We start from the raw sequence: 17,846 nt of genomic DNA, 5'->3' as shown, positions 1-17,846 counted from the left end.
CCGCAATGAGCCTGCACACTTTGTCGGTGCTCGTGGAGAACAAGCCCGGCATCCTGGCCCGGGTCGCGGCGCTGTTCTCCCGGCGCGGCTTCAACATCGAGTCCCTCGCGGTCGGCGTCACCGAGCACCCGGAGATCTCCCGGATGACGATCGTGGTGAACGTCGAGGATCTGCCGCTCGAACAGGTCACGAAACAGCTCAACAAGCTGATCAACGTCCTGAAGATCGTCGAGCTGGATCCGTCGGCGTCCGTCCAGCGCGAGCTCGTGCTGGTCAAGGTGCGCGCCGACGCCGAGACGCGCTCGCAGGTGCTGGAGACCGTCACGCTGTTCCGCGCCAAGGTGGTGGACGTCGCGCCGGACGCCGTCACCATCGAGGCGACCGGCAACCGCGACAAGCTCGACGCGTTCATCCGGGTCCTGGAGCCGTTCGGCATCAAGGAGCTGGTGCAGTCCGGCATGGTGGCCATCGGCCGCGGCGCCCGGTCCATCACCGACCGCTCGCTGCGGGCCATCGAGCGCAGCGCCTGACCGCGCAACTTCAACCAACAGATCAACGAAAGGCAACAGCACTGTGGCTGAGATGTTCTACGACGACGCCGCCGACCTGGGCGTGATCCAGGGCCGGCATGTGGCGATCATCGGTTACGGCAGCCAGGGACACGCGCACGCGCTCTCGCTGCGCGACTCCGGGGTCGACGTGCGGGTCGGGCTCCGCGAGGGGTCGGCCAGCAGGGAGAAGGCCGAGGCCGAGGGGCTGCGCGTCGTCACCCCGGCGGAGGCGGCCGAGGAGGCCGACCTGATCATGCTGCTGGCCCCGGACCACCACCACCGGGAGATCTTCGAGAAGGACATCAAGCCGGCGCTCGTCGAGGGCGACGCGCTGTTCTTCGGCCACGGCTTCAGCATCCGGTACGGGCTCGTCCAGCCGCCGGAGGGCGTGGACGTGGCGATGGTCGCGCCGAAGGGGCCGGGGCACCTGGTCCGCCGCCAGTTCGTCGCCGGACGCGGCGTGCCGGTGATCGTCGCCGTGGAGAAGGACCCGTCGGGCAACGCCTGGCCGCTGGCCCTCTCCTACGCAAAGGCGATCGGCGGCCTGCGCGCGGGCGGCATCAGGACGACGTTCACCGAGGAGACCGAGACCGACCTGTTCGGTGAGCAGACGGTGCTGTGCGGCGGCGTCTCCGAGCTGATCAAGACGGGGTTCGAGGTGCTGACCGAGGCCGGCTACCAGCCGGAGGTCGCCTACTTCGAGGTCCTGCACGAGATGAAGCTGATCGTCGACCTGATGTACGAGGGCGGCGTGTCGAAGATGTACTGGTCGGTGTCCGACAACGCCGAGTACGGCGGTTACAGCCGCGGCCCGCGCGTGATCACGCCGGAGACCAAGGCCGCGATGAAGAAGATCCTCGGCGAGATCCAGTCCGGGCAGTACGCCAAGGAACTGGTGGACGAGTTCGAGGGCGGCCAGAAGCAGTTCGGCCGGTACCGCGAGGAGCTCGCCGAGCACCCGATCGAGAAGACGGGCGCCGAGCTTCGCCCGATGATGAGCTGGCTCAACGGCTGACGTCAGCCGCGGCGCGCCGTTCTGGATCAGGTACCTGACCTGGAACGGCGCGCCTCGCTCGTGCCCCATGCCCACCGTTTGCATACGGGGTATTGCCTGAACCATACCCCGTATGCATACTTGGTAGGCATGTCAATCCGTCATGGCCTGCTGGCACTGCTGTCCCAGGGGCCCCGCTACGGCTACCAACTCCGCGCCGAGTTCGAGTCGTCCACCGGCTCGACCTGGCCGCTCAACATCGGGCAGGTCTACTCCACGCTCTCCCGCCTCGAACGCGACGACCTGATCACGCGGGTCGGCGCCGACGAGGAGGGCCGCTTCGTCTACCGCATCACCCCGGACGGCGAGCAGGACGTGCGACGGTGGTTCGCCACCCCGATCATCCGCTCCGACCGGCCCCGCGACGAACTCGCGATCAAGCTGGCGATGGCCGTCACCACACCCGGTGTGGACGTCGCGCAGGTCGTCCAGACCCAGCGCACCGCCACCCTCCGCTCCCTCCAGGACCTCACCCGGCTGAAGGCCGACGCGCCGTCGGTCCCGACCGAGCAGGGCGACCGCGCGTGGCGGCTGGTCCTCGAATCCATGATCTTCCGGGCGGAGGCCGAGGTCCGCTGGCTCGACCACTGCGAGTCCTACATGGCCCGCACCGAGCACGCGGCGCCGTCCGCCTCGGCGGCCGCCCCGACCGAGGCCGACCGGGCGGCCGCCCGGCCGGTCGAGGGAGAGGCGCGCCGATGAGCCTGCTGACCCTGCGGGACGTCTCCCGCGACCACGGCGCCGGACCCGGCCTCGTCCACGCCCTCCGGGGCGTGACCCTGCACGTCGCGGCCGGGGAGTTCGTCGCCGTGATGGGGCCGTCCGGCTCCGGCAAGTCGACGATGCTGACCCTGGCCGGAGGCCTCGACACGCCCACGTCCGGTCAGGTGATCGTCGCCGGGACCGACCTCGGCGCGCTCGGCCGCGCCGGACGGTCCGCGCTGCGCCGCCGCTTCGTCGGCTACCTGTTCCAGGACCTCAACCTCATCCCGAGCCTGACCGCCACCGAGAACGTCATGCTCCCCCGCGAACTCGACGGCGTCCGCGCCCGCCGGGCCCGCCGGGAGGCGCGGGACGCGCTCGCCGAGGTCGGCGTGGAGGATTTGGCCGACCGGTTCCCCGACGAGATGTCCGGCGGCCAGCAGCAGCGCGTCGCGATCGCCCGCGCCCTCGTCGGCGACCGCCGTCTCGTCCTCGCCGACGAGCCGACCGGCGCGCTCGACAGCCACACCGGCGAGGACGTCATGCGCGTCCTGCGCGCCCGCTGCGACGCCGGCGCGTCCTGCCTGATGGTCACGCACGAGTCGCGGCACGCCGCCTGGGCGGACCGGGTCGTCTTCCTGCGGGACGGCCGGATCGTGGACGGCACCCTAGGGCGTTCCGGCCCGGAGGCCCTGCTCCAGGAGGCGCCGTGAACCGTTACCGCTTCGCCCTGCGCATCGCCCGGCAGGACGCGCGGCGCGCCAAGGGCCGCACCGCGCTGCTCCTGTGCATGATCGGGTTTCCGGTCGCCGTCATCGTCGCGCTCGCCGTCCTGTGGGCGACGGGCCAGGCGGCCGTGCAGGCCGAAGAGGGGGCCGCGATGGACTCCTCCGCGGACGCCGTGACCGCCCTGGCGGTCACGTTCATCCTGCTGGAGGTCGTCCTTCTGGCCGGACCCGCGTTCGTGGTGGACGCCCGCAGGCGCCGCCGCGTCCTCGCGCTCGTCGCCGCGTCGGGCGGCGGCGACCGGCACCTGCGAGCCGTCGTCCTCGCCTCCGGTGTGCTCTTCGGCGGGATCGCCGCGCTGGCCGGGGCGACGCTCGGCGTCCTCGCGGCGGCGGCCGCCCTGCCGATCCTCGAGGCCGTGGAGGGCGAGCCGCTCGGACCGTTCACCGTGCCGTGGGGCCAGGTCCTCCTGACGACGCTGCTCGGCGCGTGCAGCGGCGTGCTGGCCGCGCTCCTGCCCGCGAGCCAGGCCGCCCGGATGGACGTCTGCGCCGCGCTCGCCGGGCGCCGCGACCCGCCCGGCCGGTCGCGGCGCGGCTGGCCGGTCGTCGGCGGCGTCCTCGTCCTCGGGGGAGCGGCGATGTCGCTGGTCGGTGTCCGGTCCCTGCGCGAGTCCGGGGCCGCGCTCGGCGCGGTGGCGATCATCGTCGGGCTCGTGCTGGCGAGCCCGTGGATCGTCGGGGCGACCGGGCGGATCGCGCCCCGCCTGCCGCTGCCGCTGCGCCTGGCCGTCCGGGACGGCGCCCGCAACCGCGCCCGGACCGCGCCCGCGATCGCCGCGATCACGGCGGCCGTCGCCGCGATCACCGCGCTGGCCATCGGGGGCGCCAGCGACCACCGGCAGAACCAGATCGAGTATCGGGCGACGATTCCCATGGGGAGCGCGCTGATCCACGCGCCGTACGCCAACGCGGACGCGGCGGAGCGCGCCGTCCGGCGCGACCTGCCCGGTGTGCCCGTTCTCACCCTGCGGACGTTGCCCGGTCGCGACAGCGTCTGCATGAGCGAGAAGACGACGGACTGTCCCTCCGTTTCCTTCGCCGCCGAGAGCGGGGACGCCGCGAACATCACCGCGAACATCGTCGCGGACAACGTGGTCGGCGGCTCCCGCGAGGCGCGCATGCTGCTCGGCCGTGACGATCCCGCCGTGGCGTCCGCCCTGGACGCGGGCCGGATCGTCCTGTTCGGGACGGCTCCGCCCGCGGACGGGAAGACGACCGCCAAGGTGGTCGTGTGGGACCAAGACCGGGAACGCACGCTCAGGCAGGTGACGGACCTGCCCGCCACCGCCACGAGCGCCGTTGCGCCCGTGCGGGCCATCGTCCCGCCGAAGCTCGCCGAGCGGATCGGCCTGCCCGTCCGGACGGAGGCGTTCGGCGTCGACCGCGCCGACCACCGCGTCACCAGGGCCGAGGAGGCGCGGCTGAAGGAGACCATGCACGCCTTCGAGGACAGGGCCGACGTCGTCTACGTGGAGCGGGGCTTCACCGAGTCGTTCGGCGGGCCGGCGCTGTTGCTGGCGGCGGTCGCGGCCATCCTGGCGCTCGGTGGCGCGCTGATCGCGACGAGCCTCGCGGCGGCCGACGCCCGGCCCGATCTCGCGACCCTGGAGGGCGTCGGCGCCAAGCCGCGCACCAAGCGGCTGGTGACGATGGGCCAGGCCGTGTTCGTCGCCGTCCTCGGCTGCTGGCTCGGCATCGCGGGCGGGCTCGTTCCCGGGCTCGCGGTGACGCGACCGCTCACCGACCAGACGGAAGTGGCCGGCGTTCCGGAGCACGGCCCCATCGTCGACGTCCCGTGGCTGCTGCTGCTCGCCGTCGGGGTGGCCGTCCCCCTCGTCGCGGGCCTCGCCGCCGGGACGTTCTCCCGCGGCGGGGTCTCTCTGACCCGCCGCGCCCTCTCGTGAGAAACCCGGGAGAAAGGCCTCTTCTCGGGCACTCTTCCTGAGGGCTCCGAGCCGGGGGCCCCGGCCACGCGCCGGACGCTGCTGGTAGCGTCCGGCGCGTGGCTGAGGCGGTGGCGGAGGAGGAGCGCGTCGAACGCCCCCTGGCGGACCGGTGGGAACGGTCCGGACGCCGATGGACGGCGATCGCGGCGATGATCGCGGCGAGCGCCGTCCTGTACGCGGCGTACTCGCTGATGCGGCTGCGCGCGTTCCGGGCCGGCAGCTACGACCTGGTCATCTTCGACCAGGCGATCCGCTCCTACAGCCGGTTCGACCGGCCGGTCGCCATGGTCAAGGGCGTCCACAACGGCTTCGGGCCCGACTTCTCCGTCCTGGGTGACCACTTCTCCCCGATCCTCGCCCTGCTGGCGCCGCTGTACTGGATCCACGACGGGCCCGAATCGCTGCTGCTCGCCCAGGCCGTGCTGTTCGCGCTCGCGATCGTCCCGATCTGGCGGTTCACCGAGCGCAGGTTCGGCGCCGCCGCCGCGTACTGCGCCGCCGGGGCCTACGCGCTGTCGTGGCCGATCGCCGAGGCGCTGGCGTTCGACTTCCACGAGGTCGCGTTCGTGCCGCCGCTGTCGGCGCTGATGGTGGAGCGGCACGACGCGGGACGGCGGGGCCAGGCGGCCGTCACGGCGTTCGTCCTGTTGCTGGTCAAGGAGGACATGGGCCTGCTGCTCGCGGGATTCGGCCTGTACCTGCTCGCCCGCGACGGGGGGAGACCCCGGCGGCTGCGGGAACTGCTGCCGAGGGGCGACCGGCGTGCCGGGCTCGCCTATGTCGTCGTCGGCCTGGTCGCGACGTGGGTTTCCTCCCGCCTGCTCATCGCCGCGTTCGGCGGTGACAACGACTACTACTGGGCGTACGGATCGCTCGGCCCCGATCTGCCGCACGCCGCCGTCCACGCGTTGACTCACCCGTGGGACGTCGTCGCCGTCCTCGGCACCCCGCCGCGAAAGCTCCTGACGATGGCGCTCGTCGTCCTGCCGCTGCTGTTGCTGCCACTGGCGTCGCCACTGACCCTGGCCGCGCTGCCGCTACTGGCCGAACGGATGCTCAACAGTCGCTTCAGTAACTGGTGGGAGCCGCATTACCACTACAACGCGTTCATTGTCGCGGTACTCGTGCTGGCGGCGGTGGACGGGGCCGCGCGGCTGCGCGGCAGAGTTCCCGCCCTGAAACGGGCGCCGTCCGTTCTTCCGGCGGCCGCGATCCTTTCCGCGATGGTCATCTGCGTTCCGTTCTTCGCGTACCGGCATCTGGCCGATCCCGCACTGTGGAAACCGAACGAACGGTCCCGCGCGGCGGCCGCGGCGGCCGCGAAGATCCCGGACGGCGCGCTCGTCGAGGCCGCCAACGGTGTCGGCCCGGCCCTGTCGCACCGCGCCCGCGTCATGCTGTGGGACCAGCGCTCCCGGGGCGCGCCCTGGGTCGTCGCCTACGTCGCTCGGCTGGAGTTCCCGTTCGGGAGCGTCGCGGACCAGCGGCGGCGGGTCGAGGAGCTGGCGGCGGAGGGGTACCGCGAGGTCTTCCGTCAGGACGGCTACATCGTGCTGTATCGCACGTCCATGGGCCCGCGGTGAGCCATAATCACGGTGCTTTGGGCGGATTGCCGGGGTGACCGATCATCCCGACCGTGGTCAAAATCACGGTGAAGGCACCTTCTGGCTAAATTCCCCTGTCTTTTTGGCGGTCTTTGCCTGATACTTGAAGAAAGCCGTGACGGCCGTGGCCGGCGCGGGCACCCCGCGCTCACACTCGTCCGACCGCTGCCGGAACGGCACAGGGGCGGCGGAGAGCATGAGTGGTGTGATGCTGGTCAGAAACGACGAAGGGGCACGGGCCGGAGGCGAAGCGGAGAATATTCTCAGCGTGGCAATCCCCGCGGCACAAAATTCCCGGATTCGCAAAGCGCCCCCCGGGGCGAATTACGGTGGGGAGATCGTGCCGTGCGGGTGAAGGCGGACAATGAGGTTCAGCGCTGGGACACGTGCGGGCAGGCGTGGATCGGCGTCCTGCGGCACGTCTGGTCCGCCGGTGAGGCGGGCTTGGAGGACGGCGGCCCCATCATCGAGGGACCGCCACTGCTGTTCGAGGTCGCCTCACTGAGTTGGGAGGACCCGATCCTCCGCGAGTACGGCGACCACGCGAGGATCGTCCGGCGCGCCCAGGAGCGCACACGGCACGCCGTCCGCGGACGGTACTGGCCGAGGCTGCACGACCTGGAGGGCAACGACCAGATCCGCTGGGTCGTCGACCTGCTGCGGGCCCGGCCGTGGACGACCAGCGCGTGGATCTCGCTCACGATCCCCGGCGAGCCGGCGGAGGGGCTGCCGTCCCTGACGGCCCTGTCCTTCCGCATCCGCGGCTACCGGCTGATCATGACGGCGATGTTCCGGTCGCAGGACGTCCACCGCGGCTACCTGACCTACATCCCGCTCCGCGAGGTGCAGATCCAGGTCGCCGACGACCTCGGACTGCCCGCCGGGCCGCTGCGGCTGTTCGTGGACGTCCCGCACGTCCACGTCGCCGACGCGGAGCGGGTCGCGGCCGTCCTCACCGCGCTGCCCGCGCCCAACGCGGCCTGAGCGGACCCGGCGGGGACATCCGGCGATCCCGCACGCCCAGAACCGGGCGGCCGATGCCATCCCGCGCGGCACCGGACGAACATGAATCACGTGCCGTTCCGGGAGGGCCGGGGGCGTCCCCCCACAAAGGGCCGGGCCGGAGTCTCCCCGCCGCGAGCCGTGCCCCGCCCCGGGAGATAGACTCGCGTCCGGGGGCGAGGGCACGACGAGGTGACCCGCGACTTCACTGCACACCACCCGAAACCCACATTCTCCGAAGGACTGTTTCCTCTTGAGCAAGCCCGTCGTCCTCGTCGCAGAAGAACTGTCCCCGGCAGGCATCGCCGTGCTGGAAGCCGACTACGAGGTCCGCCACGTCGACGGCGCCGACCGCGAGCAGCTGCTGGCCGCCGTGGCAGACGTCGACGCGCTGATCGTCCGCAGCGCCACCAAGGTCACCGCCGAGGTGTGCCGCCACGCCGCCAGGCTCCGTGTCGTCGCCCGCGCGGGCGTCGGCCTCGACAACGTCGACGTCGAGGCCGCCACCAAGGCCGGCGTCATGGTCGTCAACGCGCCCACCTCCAACATCGTCACCGCCGCCGAGCACGCGATCGCGCTGCTGCTCGCCACCGCCCGGAACGTTCCGCAGGGCCACACCGCCCTCAAGCAGGGCGAATGGAAACGGTCCAAGTACACCGGCGTCGAACTCCAGGGCAAGACCGTCGGCGTCCTCGGCCTCGGCCGCATCGGCGTCCTCGTCGCGCAGCGCCTCGCCGCCTTCGACATGAACGTGATCGCCTACGACCCGTACGTCCAGGCCGCCCGCGCCGCCCAGCTCGGCGTGAAACTCGTCACGCTGGACGAACTGCTCCGCGAGTCCGACTTCATCACCGTCCACCTGCCGAAGACCCCCGAGACCCTCGGCCTCATCGGCGACCGCGAACTCCGCCAGGTCAAGCCGACCGTCCGGATCGTCAACGCCGCCCGCGGCGGGATCGTCGACGAGGAGGCGCTCGACCTCGCCCTCAAGGACGGCCGGGTCGCGGGCGCGGGCATCGACGTGTTCCGCACCGAGCCCTGCACCGACAGCCCCCTGTTCCACCACGACAACGTCGTCGTCACCCCCCACCTCGGCGCCAGCACCCACGAGGCCCAGGAGAAGGCGGGCACGCAGGTCGCCCGGTCCGTGAAGCTGGCGCTCTCCGGCGAGTTCGTCCCCGACGCGGTCAACGTCCAGGGCGGCGCCGTCGCCGAGGACGTCAAGCCCGGCCTCCCGCTCGCCGAGAAGCTCGGCCGCATCTTCACCTCCCTCGCGGGCGGCGTCCCCGTCCGCCTCGACGTCGTCGTCCGCGGCGAGATCGCCGAACACGACGTCAAGGTCCTGGAACTCGCCGCCCTCAAGGGCGTCTTCCTCGACGTGATCGAAGAGACCGTGACCTTCGTCAACGCGCCGCTGCTGGCCCGCGACCGCGGCGTCGAGGTCACCCTCACCACCAGCGAGGACAGCCCCGACTGGCGCAACGTCGTGCAGGTCCGCGGCACCATGGCGGACGGCTCCGTCGTCTCGGTCTCCGGCACGCTCACCGGCCCCAAGCACGCCGAACGGATCGTCGAGATCAACGGCTACGACATGGAGCTCGTCCCGACCGAGCACATGGCGTTCTTCTCCTACGTCGACCGCCCCGGCATCGTCGGCGCCGTCGGCAAGATCCTCGGCGACGAGCAGGTCAACATCGCGGGCATGCAGGTCGGCCGCGACGTCAAGGGCGGCAAGGCGCTCATCGCGCTCACCGTCGACTCGGCCATCCCGCCGCAGCTCGTCGACGCCATCTGCGCCGAGGTCGGCGCCGACATGGGCCGCAGGGTCGACCTGGACTGATTCATTGCATTCCCGGCCCAGGGGTGCTCGCCTGGCGGCTCGCACCCCTGACCATGAATGTGTGAGCGCGACATCGCTTCGCGATCTGCCCGGGGAGGCTCGCCTTCGGCGTCGCCTCCCCGGGCAGGTAGCGCGCTCACGTGACGGCTGGCGTCTCATAGTGTGAGAAATTCGGCCACGGATCGGGACACGTTGGTCGTGGCTTGGGTAGTCTCAGTGATAGTCATGCGGCGCTTCGTAGTAATCCTTCGCTGCCGCAGCGGGGCCTGATCATCGGCAGGCCGGCACCCGCTGCGGAGGCTCTGCCTGGCCGTTAGTCCGATCTCCCTCGCCGGACCGTGCGAACCACGGCGTCCCGGCGGCCCTACGGCCACCAGCTCAGCGAACTGGAGTAATCCCATGAACGAAACCTGGACCAACGCACCCGCCGACGAGGCCGAGGAAGAAGCGGCCCGCGCCCTGCAGACCGCCCTGGACCGCCGCGCCGACTAGTCTCCACCGGATCTCCACTGCGGCTGGTGGGACACTCGGGGTATGCCACTCGATGTCGGTTCCGAGGAAGTGGCTCGGGTGTTGCGGGATGTCGCTCGGATCGGGCCGTACTTCGAGATCCTTACGGGTGACGGGGTCGGCGGGGGCGGGTGGCAGCCGTTTCCCGGCGATCCCGCTCGGCTCGCGGCCTTGACCGGTGATTACGCCGAGCGGCTCGGGACCGGGGAGCGGCGGGTCGCGGCCTCGTTGCTCTTCCAGGGGCTCGCGGCGCGTTTGTGGTCGCCGGTCGTCGCTGCGGCGTCTCTGGGAGTCGTGCCCGATTTGGGTGGGCTTCGGTGGCGGGTCGAGCCGGTCGGGGTGGGGCTTGTTGAGCCGCGGGGATGGCGGGCGGACGATCTCGCGTGGGTCGCTGAACGTCTTCACGTCATGGTCGTGGACGGGCTGCTTCGGCCGTTGTATGAGTCGATGCTCACCTTTGTGAACCTCGCGGACGGGTTGGTGTGGGGCAACGCGGCCTCGGCGCTTGTCGGAAGTCTGAACGTCGGGCCGGGCGCCGGTGTGCGGCGCGGTCTTGTTCGGGAGTTGCTCACGCGTGAGCCCCTGGCGGGGGTGGGGACGTGGGGGCCGCACGGGTTCGTCCGGCGCAACTGTTGCCTGTACTACCGTGTGCCTGGTGGGGGCATGTGCGGCGATTGTGGCCTGCGTCCCGGGATGTGAGATGAAAGCCCAGGCACTGAGACGTTTGCAGTAGAGTGCGCGCATGGTTTCCCGCAGTGTTCGTCTGGCCGTCATCCCCGGTGACGGGATCGGTCCCGAGGTCGTCGCCGAAGGGCTGAAGGTTCTCGACGCCGTGTCCGGTGAGCTCACGTTCGAGCGGACCGAGTACGACCTCGGCGCCGCCCGCTGGCATCGCACCGGTGAGACGCTGCCCGACTCGGTGCTGGAGGAGCTGCGTCAGCAGGACGTCATCCTGCTGGGTGCGGTTGGTGACCCGACCGTCCCGAGCGGAACCCTGGAGCGCGGCCTGCTGCTGCGGGCCCGGTTCGAGCTCGACCACTACGTCAACCTGCGGCCGGTGAAGCTGTTTCCGGGCGTCGCGACGCCCCTGGCGGGCGTGACGACGGACGACATCGACATGGTCGTCGTCCGGGAGGGCACCGAGGGTCCGTACACCGGTGTCGGCGGTGTCCTGCGCAAGGGCACCCGGCACGAGGTCGCCACGCAGGAGAGCGTCAACACCGCCTACGGCGTCGAGCGGGTCATCCGGTACGCGTTCGAAGTCGCCGCCTCGCGGCCCCGCAAGCATCTGACACTCGTCCACAAGGACAACGTCCTCACCTTCGCGGGTGACCTGTACCAGCGCGTCCTCAAGCGGGTCGCGGAAGAGTACCCGCAGGTCACGACCGCCTACTGCCATGTCGACGCGGCCACGATGTTCTTCGTGTCGCAGCCGCGGCGGTTCGACGTGATCGTCACCGACAACCTGTTCGGCGACATCATCACCGACCTCGGCGCCGCGGTCGCCGGGGGCATCGGGCTCGCCGCGTCCGGCAACGTCAACCCCGACCGGACCGCGCCGTCGATGTTCGAGCCGGTGCACGGCAGCGCCCCCGACATCGCGGGGCAGCGCAAGGCCGACCCGACCGCGACCATCCTGTCCGTCGCCATGCTGCTCGACCACATCGGCGAGGGCGACGCCGCCCGCCGTGTCGAGCGGGCCGTCTCCGACGACCTCGCGGAACGGGCCGCCTTCGGTGAGCGGTCCACGTCCCAGATCGGCGACGCGATCGCCAAGCGAGTATCCGGCTGAGGGCACGCCTCTCTGCCGAAACCAGGGAACTCCGGGCGTGCCCTCGCGGCGCGCCCGGTTCTTTGTGTGCGCCGCGCCCCGGAGGAGTGGGTCTAGACGAAGTAGGACAATAGGGACTATGGAAGCCGAAGCGGCGATGAGGCCGCGCCGGCGATCCGCGAGAGGACGAGACCGCGATGAGCAGCACCCTGGATTTCGAGATCACGCGTACCGAGCGGCCCGCGACCGCCGCCGAACGTGAGCGCGTCCTGGCCGACCCCGGCTTCGGCCGGTACTTCACCGACCACATGATCACGATCCGGTACTCGGCGGACCGGGGATGGCATGACGCGCGACTGGAACCCTACGGCCCGATCCCGATGGATCCGGCCAGCCAGGTCTTCCACTACGCGCAGGAGCTCTTCGAGGGCCTCAAGGCCTACAAGCAGCCCGACGGGTCGATCGTGACCTTCCGGCCGCACATGAACGCCGCGCGGATGAACCGGTCGGCGCGGCGGATGGCGATGCCGGAGATCCCCGAGCAACTCTTCGTGGAGGCGATCGAGCTGCTCGTCCGCACCGACAAGGACTGGGTGCCCGACACCGAGGGGCACAGCCTGTACCTGCGCCCGTTCATGTTCGCGACCACCCGCGCGCTCGGCGTCAACAGCCCGGCGAACGAGTTCCTCTTCATGGTCATCGCGTCCCCGTCCGGGCTCTACTACCCGCGGGGCATCAAGCCCGTCTCGGTGTGGCTGTCGCAGGACTACACCCGCGCCGCCCCCGGCGGCACCGGCGAGGCGAAGACCGGCGGCAACTACGCCGCGTCGTTCGCCGGTCAGGCGGAGGCCGTCGCTCAGGGCTGTGACCAGGTCGTCTGGCTGGACGCCGTGGAGCACCGCTGGGTCGAGGAGGTCGGGTCGATGAACCTCATGTTCGTCTACGGCTCCGGGACGCGGACACGGCTCCTCACCCCAGCGCTCACCGGGACGCTCCTCGCGGGCGTCACCCGCGACTCGATGCTCAAACTGGCGCCCGACCTCGGCATCCCCGTCGAGGAAGGGAAGATCAGCATCGAGGACTGGCAGTCCGGGTGCGAGTCCGGGGAGATCACCGAGGTGTTCGGCTGCGGCACCGCCGCGATCATCAGCCCGGTCGGCCGGGTCAAGGGCGCCGACCGCGAGTGGACGATCGGTGACGGCGAGCCCGGTGAGGTGTCGATGAAGCTGCGCCAGGAGCTGGTCGGCATCCAGTACGGCACCCGTCCCGACCCCTACGGCTGGGTCCACAAGATCGTCTGATCGCGGTGGCGACGCGGGCCTCGGGCGCGCCGGGCCCCGGGGCCGCGTCGTCTCAGGATGCGGGACGGATGTCCCGAGCATGAAAAGCATGTGGCACACTGTGTACGTCATGCGCCACAGCCTCGTGATTATCGGCTGGCGCGCCGGCAGCAGCTAACAGGACAGCGCCGGCGCGCAGACCTCTCACGTCCGTGAGGGGTCTTTTTTGTGTCCTGGCGCAGGCCCTTGGGGGTACCAGCACATGCAAGGCGACGCTTTCCACGTCTACGACACCACTCTGCGCGACGGTTCGCAGCAGGAGGGGCTCAACCTCTCCGTGCCCGACAAGCTCGCCATCGCGCGGCACCTCGACGACCTCGGCGTGGGCTTCATCGAGGGCGGCTGGCCCGGGGCCAACCCGAAGGACACCGAATTCTTCAGGCGCGCTCGAACAGAGCTCGACCTGACGCACGCGCAGCTCACCGCGTTCGGCGCGACCCGCCGGGCCGGTGTGCGGGCCGCCGACGACCCCCAGGTTGCCGCGCTGCGCGACTCCGGCGCGTCCGTCGTGACCCTTGTCGCCAAGAGTCACGACAGGCACGTCGAGCTGGCCCTCCGCACCACCCTGGAGGAGAACCTCGCGATGATCCGCGACACGGTCTCCCACCTGCGTGCGGAGGGCCAACGAGTCTTCCTGGACGCCGAGCACTTCTTCGACGGCTACCACGCGAACCGCGCCTACGCGCTGGAGGCCGTCCGCGCCGCCGCCGAGGCGGGCGCGGACGTCGTCGCGCTGTGCGACACCAACGGCGGCATGCTCCCCGACGAGCTGGCCGACATCGTCCACGACGTCGTGTCCCTCGGCGTCCGCGTCGGCATCCACTGCCACGACGACTCCGGCTGCGCCGTCGCGAACACCCTCGCCGCCGTGAAGGCCGGGGCCACCCACGTGCAGGGCTGCGCCAACGGGTACGGCGAACGCAGCGGCAACGCCAACCTGTTCACCGTCGTCGGGAACCTCCAGCTCAAGCGCGGCATGTCGCTGGTCTCCGACGCCCAGCTCGCCGAGATGACCCGCATCGCGCACGCCGTCTCCGAGGTCACCAACGTCGCGCCCAGCTCGCAGCAGCCCTACGTGGGCGTGTCGGCGTTCGCGCACAAGGCGGGGCTGCACGCGTCCGCCGTCAAGGTCGACCCGGACCTGTACCAGCACATCGACCCGGCGGCCGTCGGCAACGACATGCGGATGCTGGTGTCGAGCATGGCCGGGCGCGCGTCCGTGGAGCTGAAGGGCCGCGAACTCGGCTACGACCTGTCCGGCGAGAAGGCCAAGGCCGTCGTCGACCGGGTCAAGGAGCTGGAGTCCACCGGCTACACGTTCGAGGCCGCGGACGCCTCGTTCGAGCTGCTGCTGCGCGAGGAGCTGACCGGCGTCCGGCAGCGGCACTTCGAGGTCGAGTCGTGGCGGTCGATCGTGGAGCGCCGCCCGGACGGCTCCATGGTCAGCGAGGCCACCGTGAAGCTGCACGCCAAGGGCGAGCGGATCATCGCCACGGGGGAGGGGAACGGTCCCGTCAACGCCCTCGACAACGCGTTGCGCATCGCGCTGGGACGGCTGTACCCGGAGCTGGCGCGGCTGGAGCTCGTCGACTACAAGGTCCGCATCCTGGAGGGCGCGCACGGCACCGACGCCCGCACGCGGGTGCTCGTCGAGTCCAGCGACGGCGAACGCGAATGGGGGACGGTCGGCGTCGAGGACAACGTCATCGCCGCGTCCTGGCAGGCGCTGGAGGAGGCCGTCACCTACTGCCTGCTCCGCGCCGGATACGAGGCGGGCTAGCCCCGGCGGGAATGACCTCGGCCGTGCGGGCATTATCGAGGGCATGAGCACCGAGATCATCGACGTCGCAGAGCAGAACCGTTACGAGATCAGGCTGGACGGCGAGGTCGCCGGGTTCGTCGAGTACGAGCCGGGGGACGGCGCCGTCGCCCTCATCCACACCGAGGTCGACTCCGCGTACGAGGGCAAGGGCGTGGGCGGTTCGCTGGCCCGCGGGGTGCTGGACGACCTCCGCGCCCGGGGCCTGTCGGCCGTGCCGGTCTGCCCGTTCATCAAGAGGTGGATCGAGAAGCACCCCGACTACCAGGACGTCGTCGCGGCCTGACGAACGGTCGTCTTTGCGGCGGTACGGTGCGACTAAGCGGATTTTTCGCTGAAAGTTGCGAAACGGGTGGCGGATTTCGTGTGGAGCGGCCACCATGGACCGGTACGGCGCGTGTGACGTTCCACCCGCGCCGTTTCTCAGTTGACCGAACCGCCGGAGTGATCGCATGTCTGTCCGACCCTGGAGCCCCGAGGACCGGGGGCGTCCGACGGGCGGGACGTGGACGGACGTGGCGTTCGTCCTGGGCGAGGCCTACGAGCGCGAAGGCGACCTGGAGCAGGCCGCGGACTGGTACCGGCGGGCCGCCGAGTCCGGCCGCGCCGACGCGGCGATGCGGCTCGGCGACGTCCTCGGCCGGCTGGCGGACGAGGGTTCCGCCGCCGACACCGCCGAGGACCTGCTGGCCGAGGCCACCCGCTGGCTCAGCGGCGCCCACGACGCCACCACCCCCGACGCCATCGAGCTGATCACCGACCTGCTCAACCGGCAGTTGCGGCAGGCCGCCCGCCGCGGTGTGGAACCCGCGCCCACCGCCTGAGGCTCTGATACGTCCCGGTTCGTCACGAACCGATCCACCCCGATCGTCGTCGGACTCTCTGAGGTCGACGAACAGCGAGGTGGACGAGTTGAGCCGCGAGGAGCCCGGGTACACGCCCCCGGACCACAGGACCACCGCCGAGTTCCACGTCCCCGACACGATCACCGATCCCGGGACGCGGGCCGCCGGAGCCGGACCGGAGTCGACCGTCGTCGACGAGCCCGTGGACGATCTCGTCGACTCCGACGCGACGCTCCAGGACGTCCCGCCGGACGCCACGCTCCAGGACCCGCCGGTCGACGACCGCGACGAGCCGGAGGACCGGCCCTCGGTGACCATCGCCGACCTCGCCGTCTCACCGCAGGCGACGGCGTCCGAGCCCCTCCCCGCGGAGGAACCCGCCACCGACCCGGCCACGCTGCCCGACGAGGCCACCATGCCCGACGAGGCCACCATTCCCGAAGAGGCGGGCCAGGCGGTCATGCACGAGGAGGCGCCCTGGACGGCACAGTTCGGCGTCGGAGCCGAACAGGCGAGCAGCGGAACCGAAGCGTCCCCGCGTCCCGCCGAAGGGACGGTGCCGCCGCCGTTCGACGCCACCGCCCCGGCCATGCCGCCCGTCGCGTCGCCGTCGGGAGGAGTACCGCCGTCGAGGTCACGGCGTCCGCTGCTGCTCATGGTGATCGGCGCGGCGCTGCTCCTCGCCGCCGCGGTCGCGATGCTGCTGGTCACCCGCGGCTCCGAGACGGAGGGGAAGACATCGCCGCCGCGGGCGTCCACGCCCGCCCCGGAGGCCCCTGCCCCGGCGACACCCGGCGGACCGAATCCCAGCGAAGCGCCCGCGACGCCTCCGCGGCCCAGCGGAGAACCGACCGCCGGGACACCCGCTCAGCCGCCCGCGTCCCCCGCACCGGCCGTGTCGACCGCGCCGATCGGCCCGGTAGTGGAGGGCGACGGCATCACCTACCAACTCGCCCAACAGGACGAGGGATACTTCGAAGGCCGGATGGTCATCACCAACCGCACCGACCGTCCGATGCCGACCTGGCGGCTGACCTTCCGCGTCCCCGGCGCGGACGTGAAGAACATCTGGGGCGCACGGCTCGTCCGCGGCGGTGAGAACGCCGAGATCGGCAACCTGGACGGCGCCCCCGCGATCCCGCCCGGCGGAACGTGGGAGATCCAGTTCGGCGCGGCCGGCGCGACGACCACCCCGCAGGCGTGCAGGCTCAACGACATCCCCTGCGGCTTCTGACCGGACGTCGGGGGACCTCACGGACATCCGGAGCGTGTCCCCGGCAACGGCTAGGCTTTTGACCATGCGTATCGCCAGGTTCTCCACCGACGAGGGCATGTCCTTCGGCGTGGTGGAGGAGAACACCGTCGCCGCCATCGCGGCCCACCCGTTCGGTGACCTCACGTTCACCGGGCTGCGCCTCCCGCTCGCCGACGTTCGGCTGCTCGCGCCGATCCTGCCGAGCAAGGTCATCGCGATCGGCAAGAACTACGCCGACCACGTCAGCGAGATGGGCGGCGGCGAGCCGCCCGCCGAGCCGGTGGTGTTCTCCAAGCCGTCCACCGCCGTGATCGGCCCGGGAGAGGCCGTCGCCTACCCGCGGAAGCTGTCCGAGCGGGTCGACTTCGAAGGCGAACTGGCCGTCGTCATCGGCCGGATGTGCCGCGAGGTCCCCGCGTCCCGCGCCGCCGACGTCATCCTCGGCTACACCTGCGCCAACGACGTCACCGCCCGCGACCTCCAGGCCAAGGACGGCCAGTGGACGCGCGCCAAGGGCTTCGACACGTTCTGCCCCCTCGGCCCATGGATCGAGACGGAGGCCGACCCCGCCGACCTGGCGATCACCACGACCGTCAACGGCGACGTCCGGCAGGACGCCCGCACGTCGCTGCTGCTGCACGACGTGCCGACCCTGGTCGAATACGTCAGCCAGGTCATGACGCTGCTGCCCGGCGACGTGATCCTCACCGGCACGCCCGCCGGAGTCGGACCGCTGGAGATCGGGGACGAGGTGACCGTCACCGTCGAAGGCGTCGGCGCCCTGACCAACCGCGTCGTGGCCCGAGACTGAAAGGGGAG

The 17,846-nt window shown here is 71.2% G+C and carries 16 protein-coding genes; all 16 read left to right on the top strand.

All coding sequences use genetic code 11. The features are described from left to right. The first annotated feature begins 5 nt into the window (after positions 1 to 5). The 16 genes from ilvN (at position 6) to D0T12_RS12545 (ending at position 17,838) form a co-directional block, all read left to right on the top strand. Entirely contained in the window at positions 6 to 530 is a 525-nt protein-coding gene (ilvN, locus tag D0T12_RS12620) for an acetolactate synthase small subunit (protein WP_117399668.1), read from the top strand. A 52-nt stretch (positions 531 to 582) separates the two neighbouring features. Further along, complete coding sequence (gene ilvC, locus D0T12_RS12615) at positions 583 to 1,566, top strand: ketol-acid reductoisomerase (RefSeq protein ID WP_117399667.1); 984 nt, start codon at positions 583 to 585, stop codon at positions 1,564 to 1,566. Between the two features lie 129 nt (positions 1,567 to 1,695). Next, positions 1,696 to 2,307, top strand: a complete 612-nt coding sequence (locus tag D0T12_RS12610; protein WP_117399666.1) for a PadR family transcriptional regulator — start codon at positions 1,696 to 1,698, stop codon at positions 2,305 to 2,307. Beyond that, on the top strand, positions 2,304 to 3,020 hold the full coding sequence (locus D0T12_RS12605) for an ABC transporter ATP-binding protein (RefSeq protein ID WP_117399665.1): 717 nt from the start codon (positions 2,304 to 2,306) through the stop codon (positions 3,018 to 3,020). Before D0T12_RS12610 ends, D0T12_RS12605 begins: the two co-directional genes overlap by 4 nt. Further along, the gene (locus D0T12_RS12600; RefSeq protein WP_117399664.1) at positions 3,017 to 4,999 is read left to right on the top strand and encodes an FtsX-like permease family protein; all 1,983 of its coding nucleotides are present in this window, start codon (positions 3,017 to 3,019) and stop codon (positions 4,997 to 4,999) included. Before D0T12_RS12605 ends, D0T12_RS12600 begins: the two co-directional genes overlap by 4 nt. A gap of 98 nt (positions 5,000 to 5,097) precedes the next feature. After that, the gene (locus tag D0T12_RS12595) at positions 5,098 to 6,624 is read left to right on the top strand and encodes a DUF2079 domain-containing protein (RefSeq protein ID WP_147339487.1); all 1,527 of its coding nucleotides are present in this window, start codon (positions 5,098 to 5,100) and stop codon (positions 6,622 to 6,624) included. A 366-nt stretch (positions 6,625 to 6,990) separates the two neighbouring features. After that, entirely contained in the window at positions 6,991 to 7,629 is a 639-nt protein-coding gene (locus tag D0T12_RS12590; RefSeq protein WP_117399662.1) for a thymidylate synthase family protein, read from the top strand. 271 nt (positions 7,630 to 7,900) lie between these two features. Next, positions 7,901 to 9,487 carry a phosphoglycerate dehydrogenase gene (gene serA / locus D0T12_RS12585; protein WP_117399661.1) on the top strand — a complete coding sequence of 529 codons (1,587 nt, stop codon included), beginning with the start codon at positions 7,901 to 7,903 and terminating at the stop codon, positions 9,485 to 9,487. Positions 9,488 to 10,021: 534 nt separating this feature from the next. Further along, entirely contained in the window at positions 10,022 to 10,696 is a 675-nt protein-coding gene (locus D0T12_RS12580) for a (2Fe-2S)-binding protein (RefSeq protein WP_117399660.1), read from the top strand. A gap of 43 nt (positions 10,697 to 10,739) precedes the next feature. Then, on the top strand, positions 10,740 to 11,789 hold the full coding sequence (locus D0T12_RS12575; RefSeq protein WP_117399659.1) for a 3-isopropylmalate dehydrogenase: 1,050 nt from the start codon (positions 10,740 to 10,742) through the stop codon (positions 11,787 to 11,789). Positions 11,790 to 11,965: 176 nt separating this feature from the next. Beyond that, positions 11,966 to 13,069, top strand: a complete 1,104-nt coding sequence (locus D0T12_RS12570; RefSeq protein ID WP_117399658.1) for a branched-chain amino acid aminotransferase — start codon at positions 11,966 to 11,968, stop codon at positions 13,067 to 13,069. Between the two features lie 241 nt (positions 13,070 to 13,310). Next, positions 13,311 to 14,888, top strand: a complete 1,578-nt coding sequence (gene cimA, locus D0T12_RS12565; protein ID WP_117399657.1) for a citramalate synthase — start codon at positions 13,311 to 13,313, stop codon at positions 14,886 to 14,888. Between the two features lie 43 nt (positions 14,889 to 14,931). Next, complete coding sequence (locus D0T12_RS12560) at positions 14,932 to 15,213, top strand: GNAT family N-acetyltransferase (RefSeq protein ID WP_117399656.1); 282 nt, start codon at positions 14,932 to 14,934, stop codon at positions 15,211 to 15,213. Positions 15,214 to 15,379: 166 nt separating this feature from the next. After that, positions 15,380 to 15,751, top strand: a complete 372-nt coding sequence (locus D0T12_RS12555; RefSeq protein WP_117399655.1) for a tetratricopeptide repeat protein — start codon at positions 15,380 to 15,382, stop codon at positions 15,749 to 15,751. A gap of 79 nt (positions 15,752 to 15,830) precedes the next feature. Then, positions 15,831 to 17,006 carry a cellulose binding domain-containing protein gene (locus D0T12_RS37005; protein ID WP_117399654.1) on the top strand — a complete coding sequence of 392 codons (1,176 nt, stop codon included), beginning with the start codon at positions 15,831 to 15,833 and terminating at the stop codon, positions 17,004 to 17,006. Positions 17,007 to 17,070: 64 nt separating this feature from the next. Continuing rightward, positions 17,071 to 17,838 carry a fumarylacetoacetate hydrolase family protein gene (locus D0T12_RS12545; protein WP_117399653.1) on the top strand — a complete coding sequence of 256 codons (768 nt, stop codon included), beginning with the start codon at positions 17,071 to 17,073 and terminating at the stop codon, positions 17,836 to 17,838. Positions 17,839 to 17,846: the final 8 nt, after the last annotated feature.

The sequence above is a fragment of the Actinomadura spongiicola genome (assembly GCF_003432485.1).
Classification (GTDB): domain Bacteria; phylum Actinomycetota; class Actinomycetes; order Streptosporangiales; family Streptosporangiaceae; genus Spirillospora; species Spirillospora spongiicola.
The sequence above is the reverse complement of the archived record's forward strand: the minus strand, read 5'-3'. Positions and strand labels throughout refer to the sequence as shown.

Coding starts and splice junctions, on each gene's coding strand:
- D0T12_RS12545 (WP_117399653.1), top strand. CDS start 17,071: ATGCGTATCGCCAGGTTCTCCACCGACGAGGGCATGTCCTTCGGCGTG.
- D0T12_RS12610 (WP_117399666.1), top strand. CDS start 1,696: ATGTCAATCCGTCATGGCCTGCTGGCACTGCTGTCCCAGGGGCCCCGC.
- D0T12_RS12555 (WP_117399655.1), top strand. CDS start 15,380: ATGTCTGTCCGACCCTGGAGCCCCGAGGACCGGGGGCGTCCGACGGGC.
- cimA (WP_117399657.1), top strand. CDS start 13,311: ATGCAAGGCGACGCTTTCCACGTCTACGACACCACTCTGCGCGACGGT.
- ilvN (WP_117399668.1), top strand. CDS start 6: ATGAGCCTGCACACTTTGTCGGTGCTCGTGGAGAACAAGCCCGGCATC.
- ilvC (WP_117399667.1), top strand. CDS start 583: ATGTTCTACGACGACGCCGCCGACCTGGGCGTGATCCAGGGCCGGCAT.
- D0T12_RS12560 (WP_117399656.1), top strand. CDS start 14,932: ATGAGCACCGAGATCATCGACGTCGCAGAGCAGAACCGTTACGAGATC.
- D0T12_RS12575 (WP_117399659.1), top strand. CDS start 10,740: ATGGTTTCCCGCAGTGTTCGTCTGGCCGTCATCCCCGGTGACGGGATC.
- D0T12_RS12570 (WP_117399658.1), top strand. CDS start 11,966: ATGAGCAGCACCCTGGATTTCGAGATCACGCGTACCGAGCGGCCCGCG.
- D0T12_RS12605 (WP_117399665.1), top strand. CDS start 2,304: ATGAGCCTGCTGACCCTGCGGGACGTCTCCCGCGACCACGGCGCCGGA.
- D0T12_RS12580 (WP_117399660.1), top strand. CDS start 10,022: ATGCCACTCGATGTCGGTTCCGAGGAAGTGGCTCGGGTGTTGCGGGAT.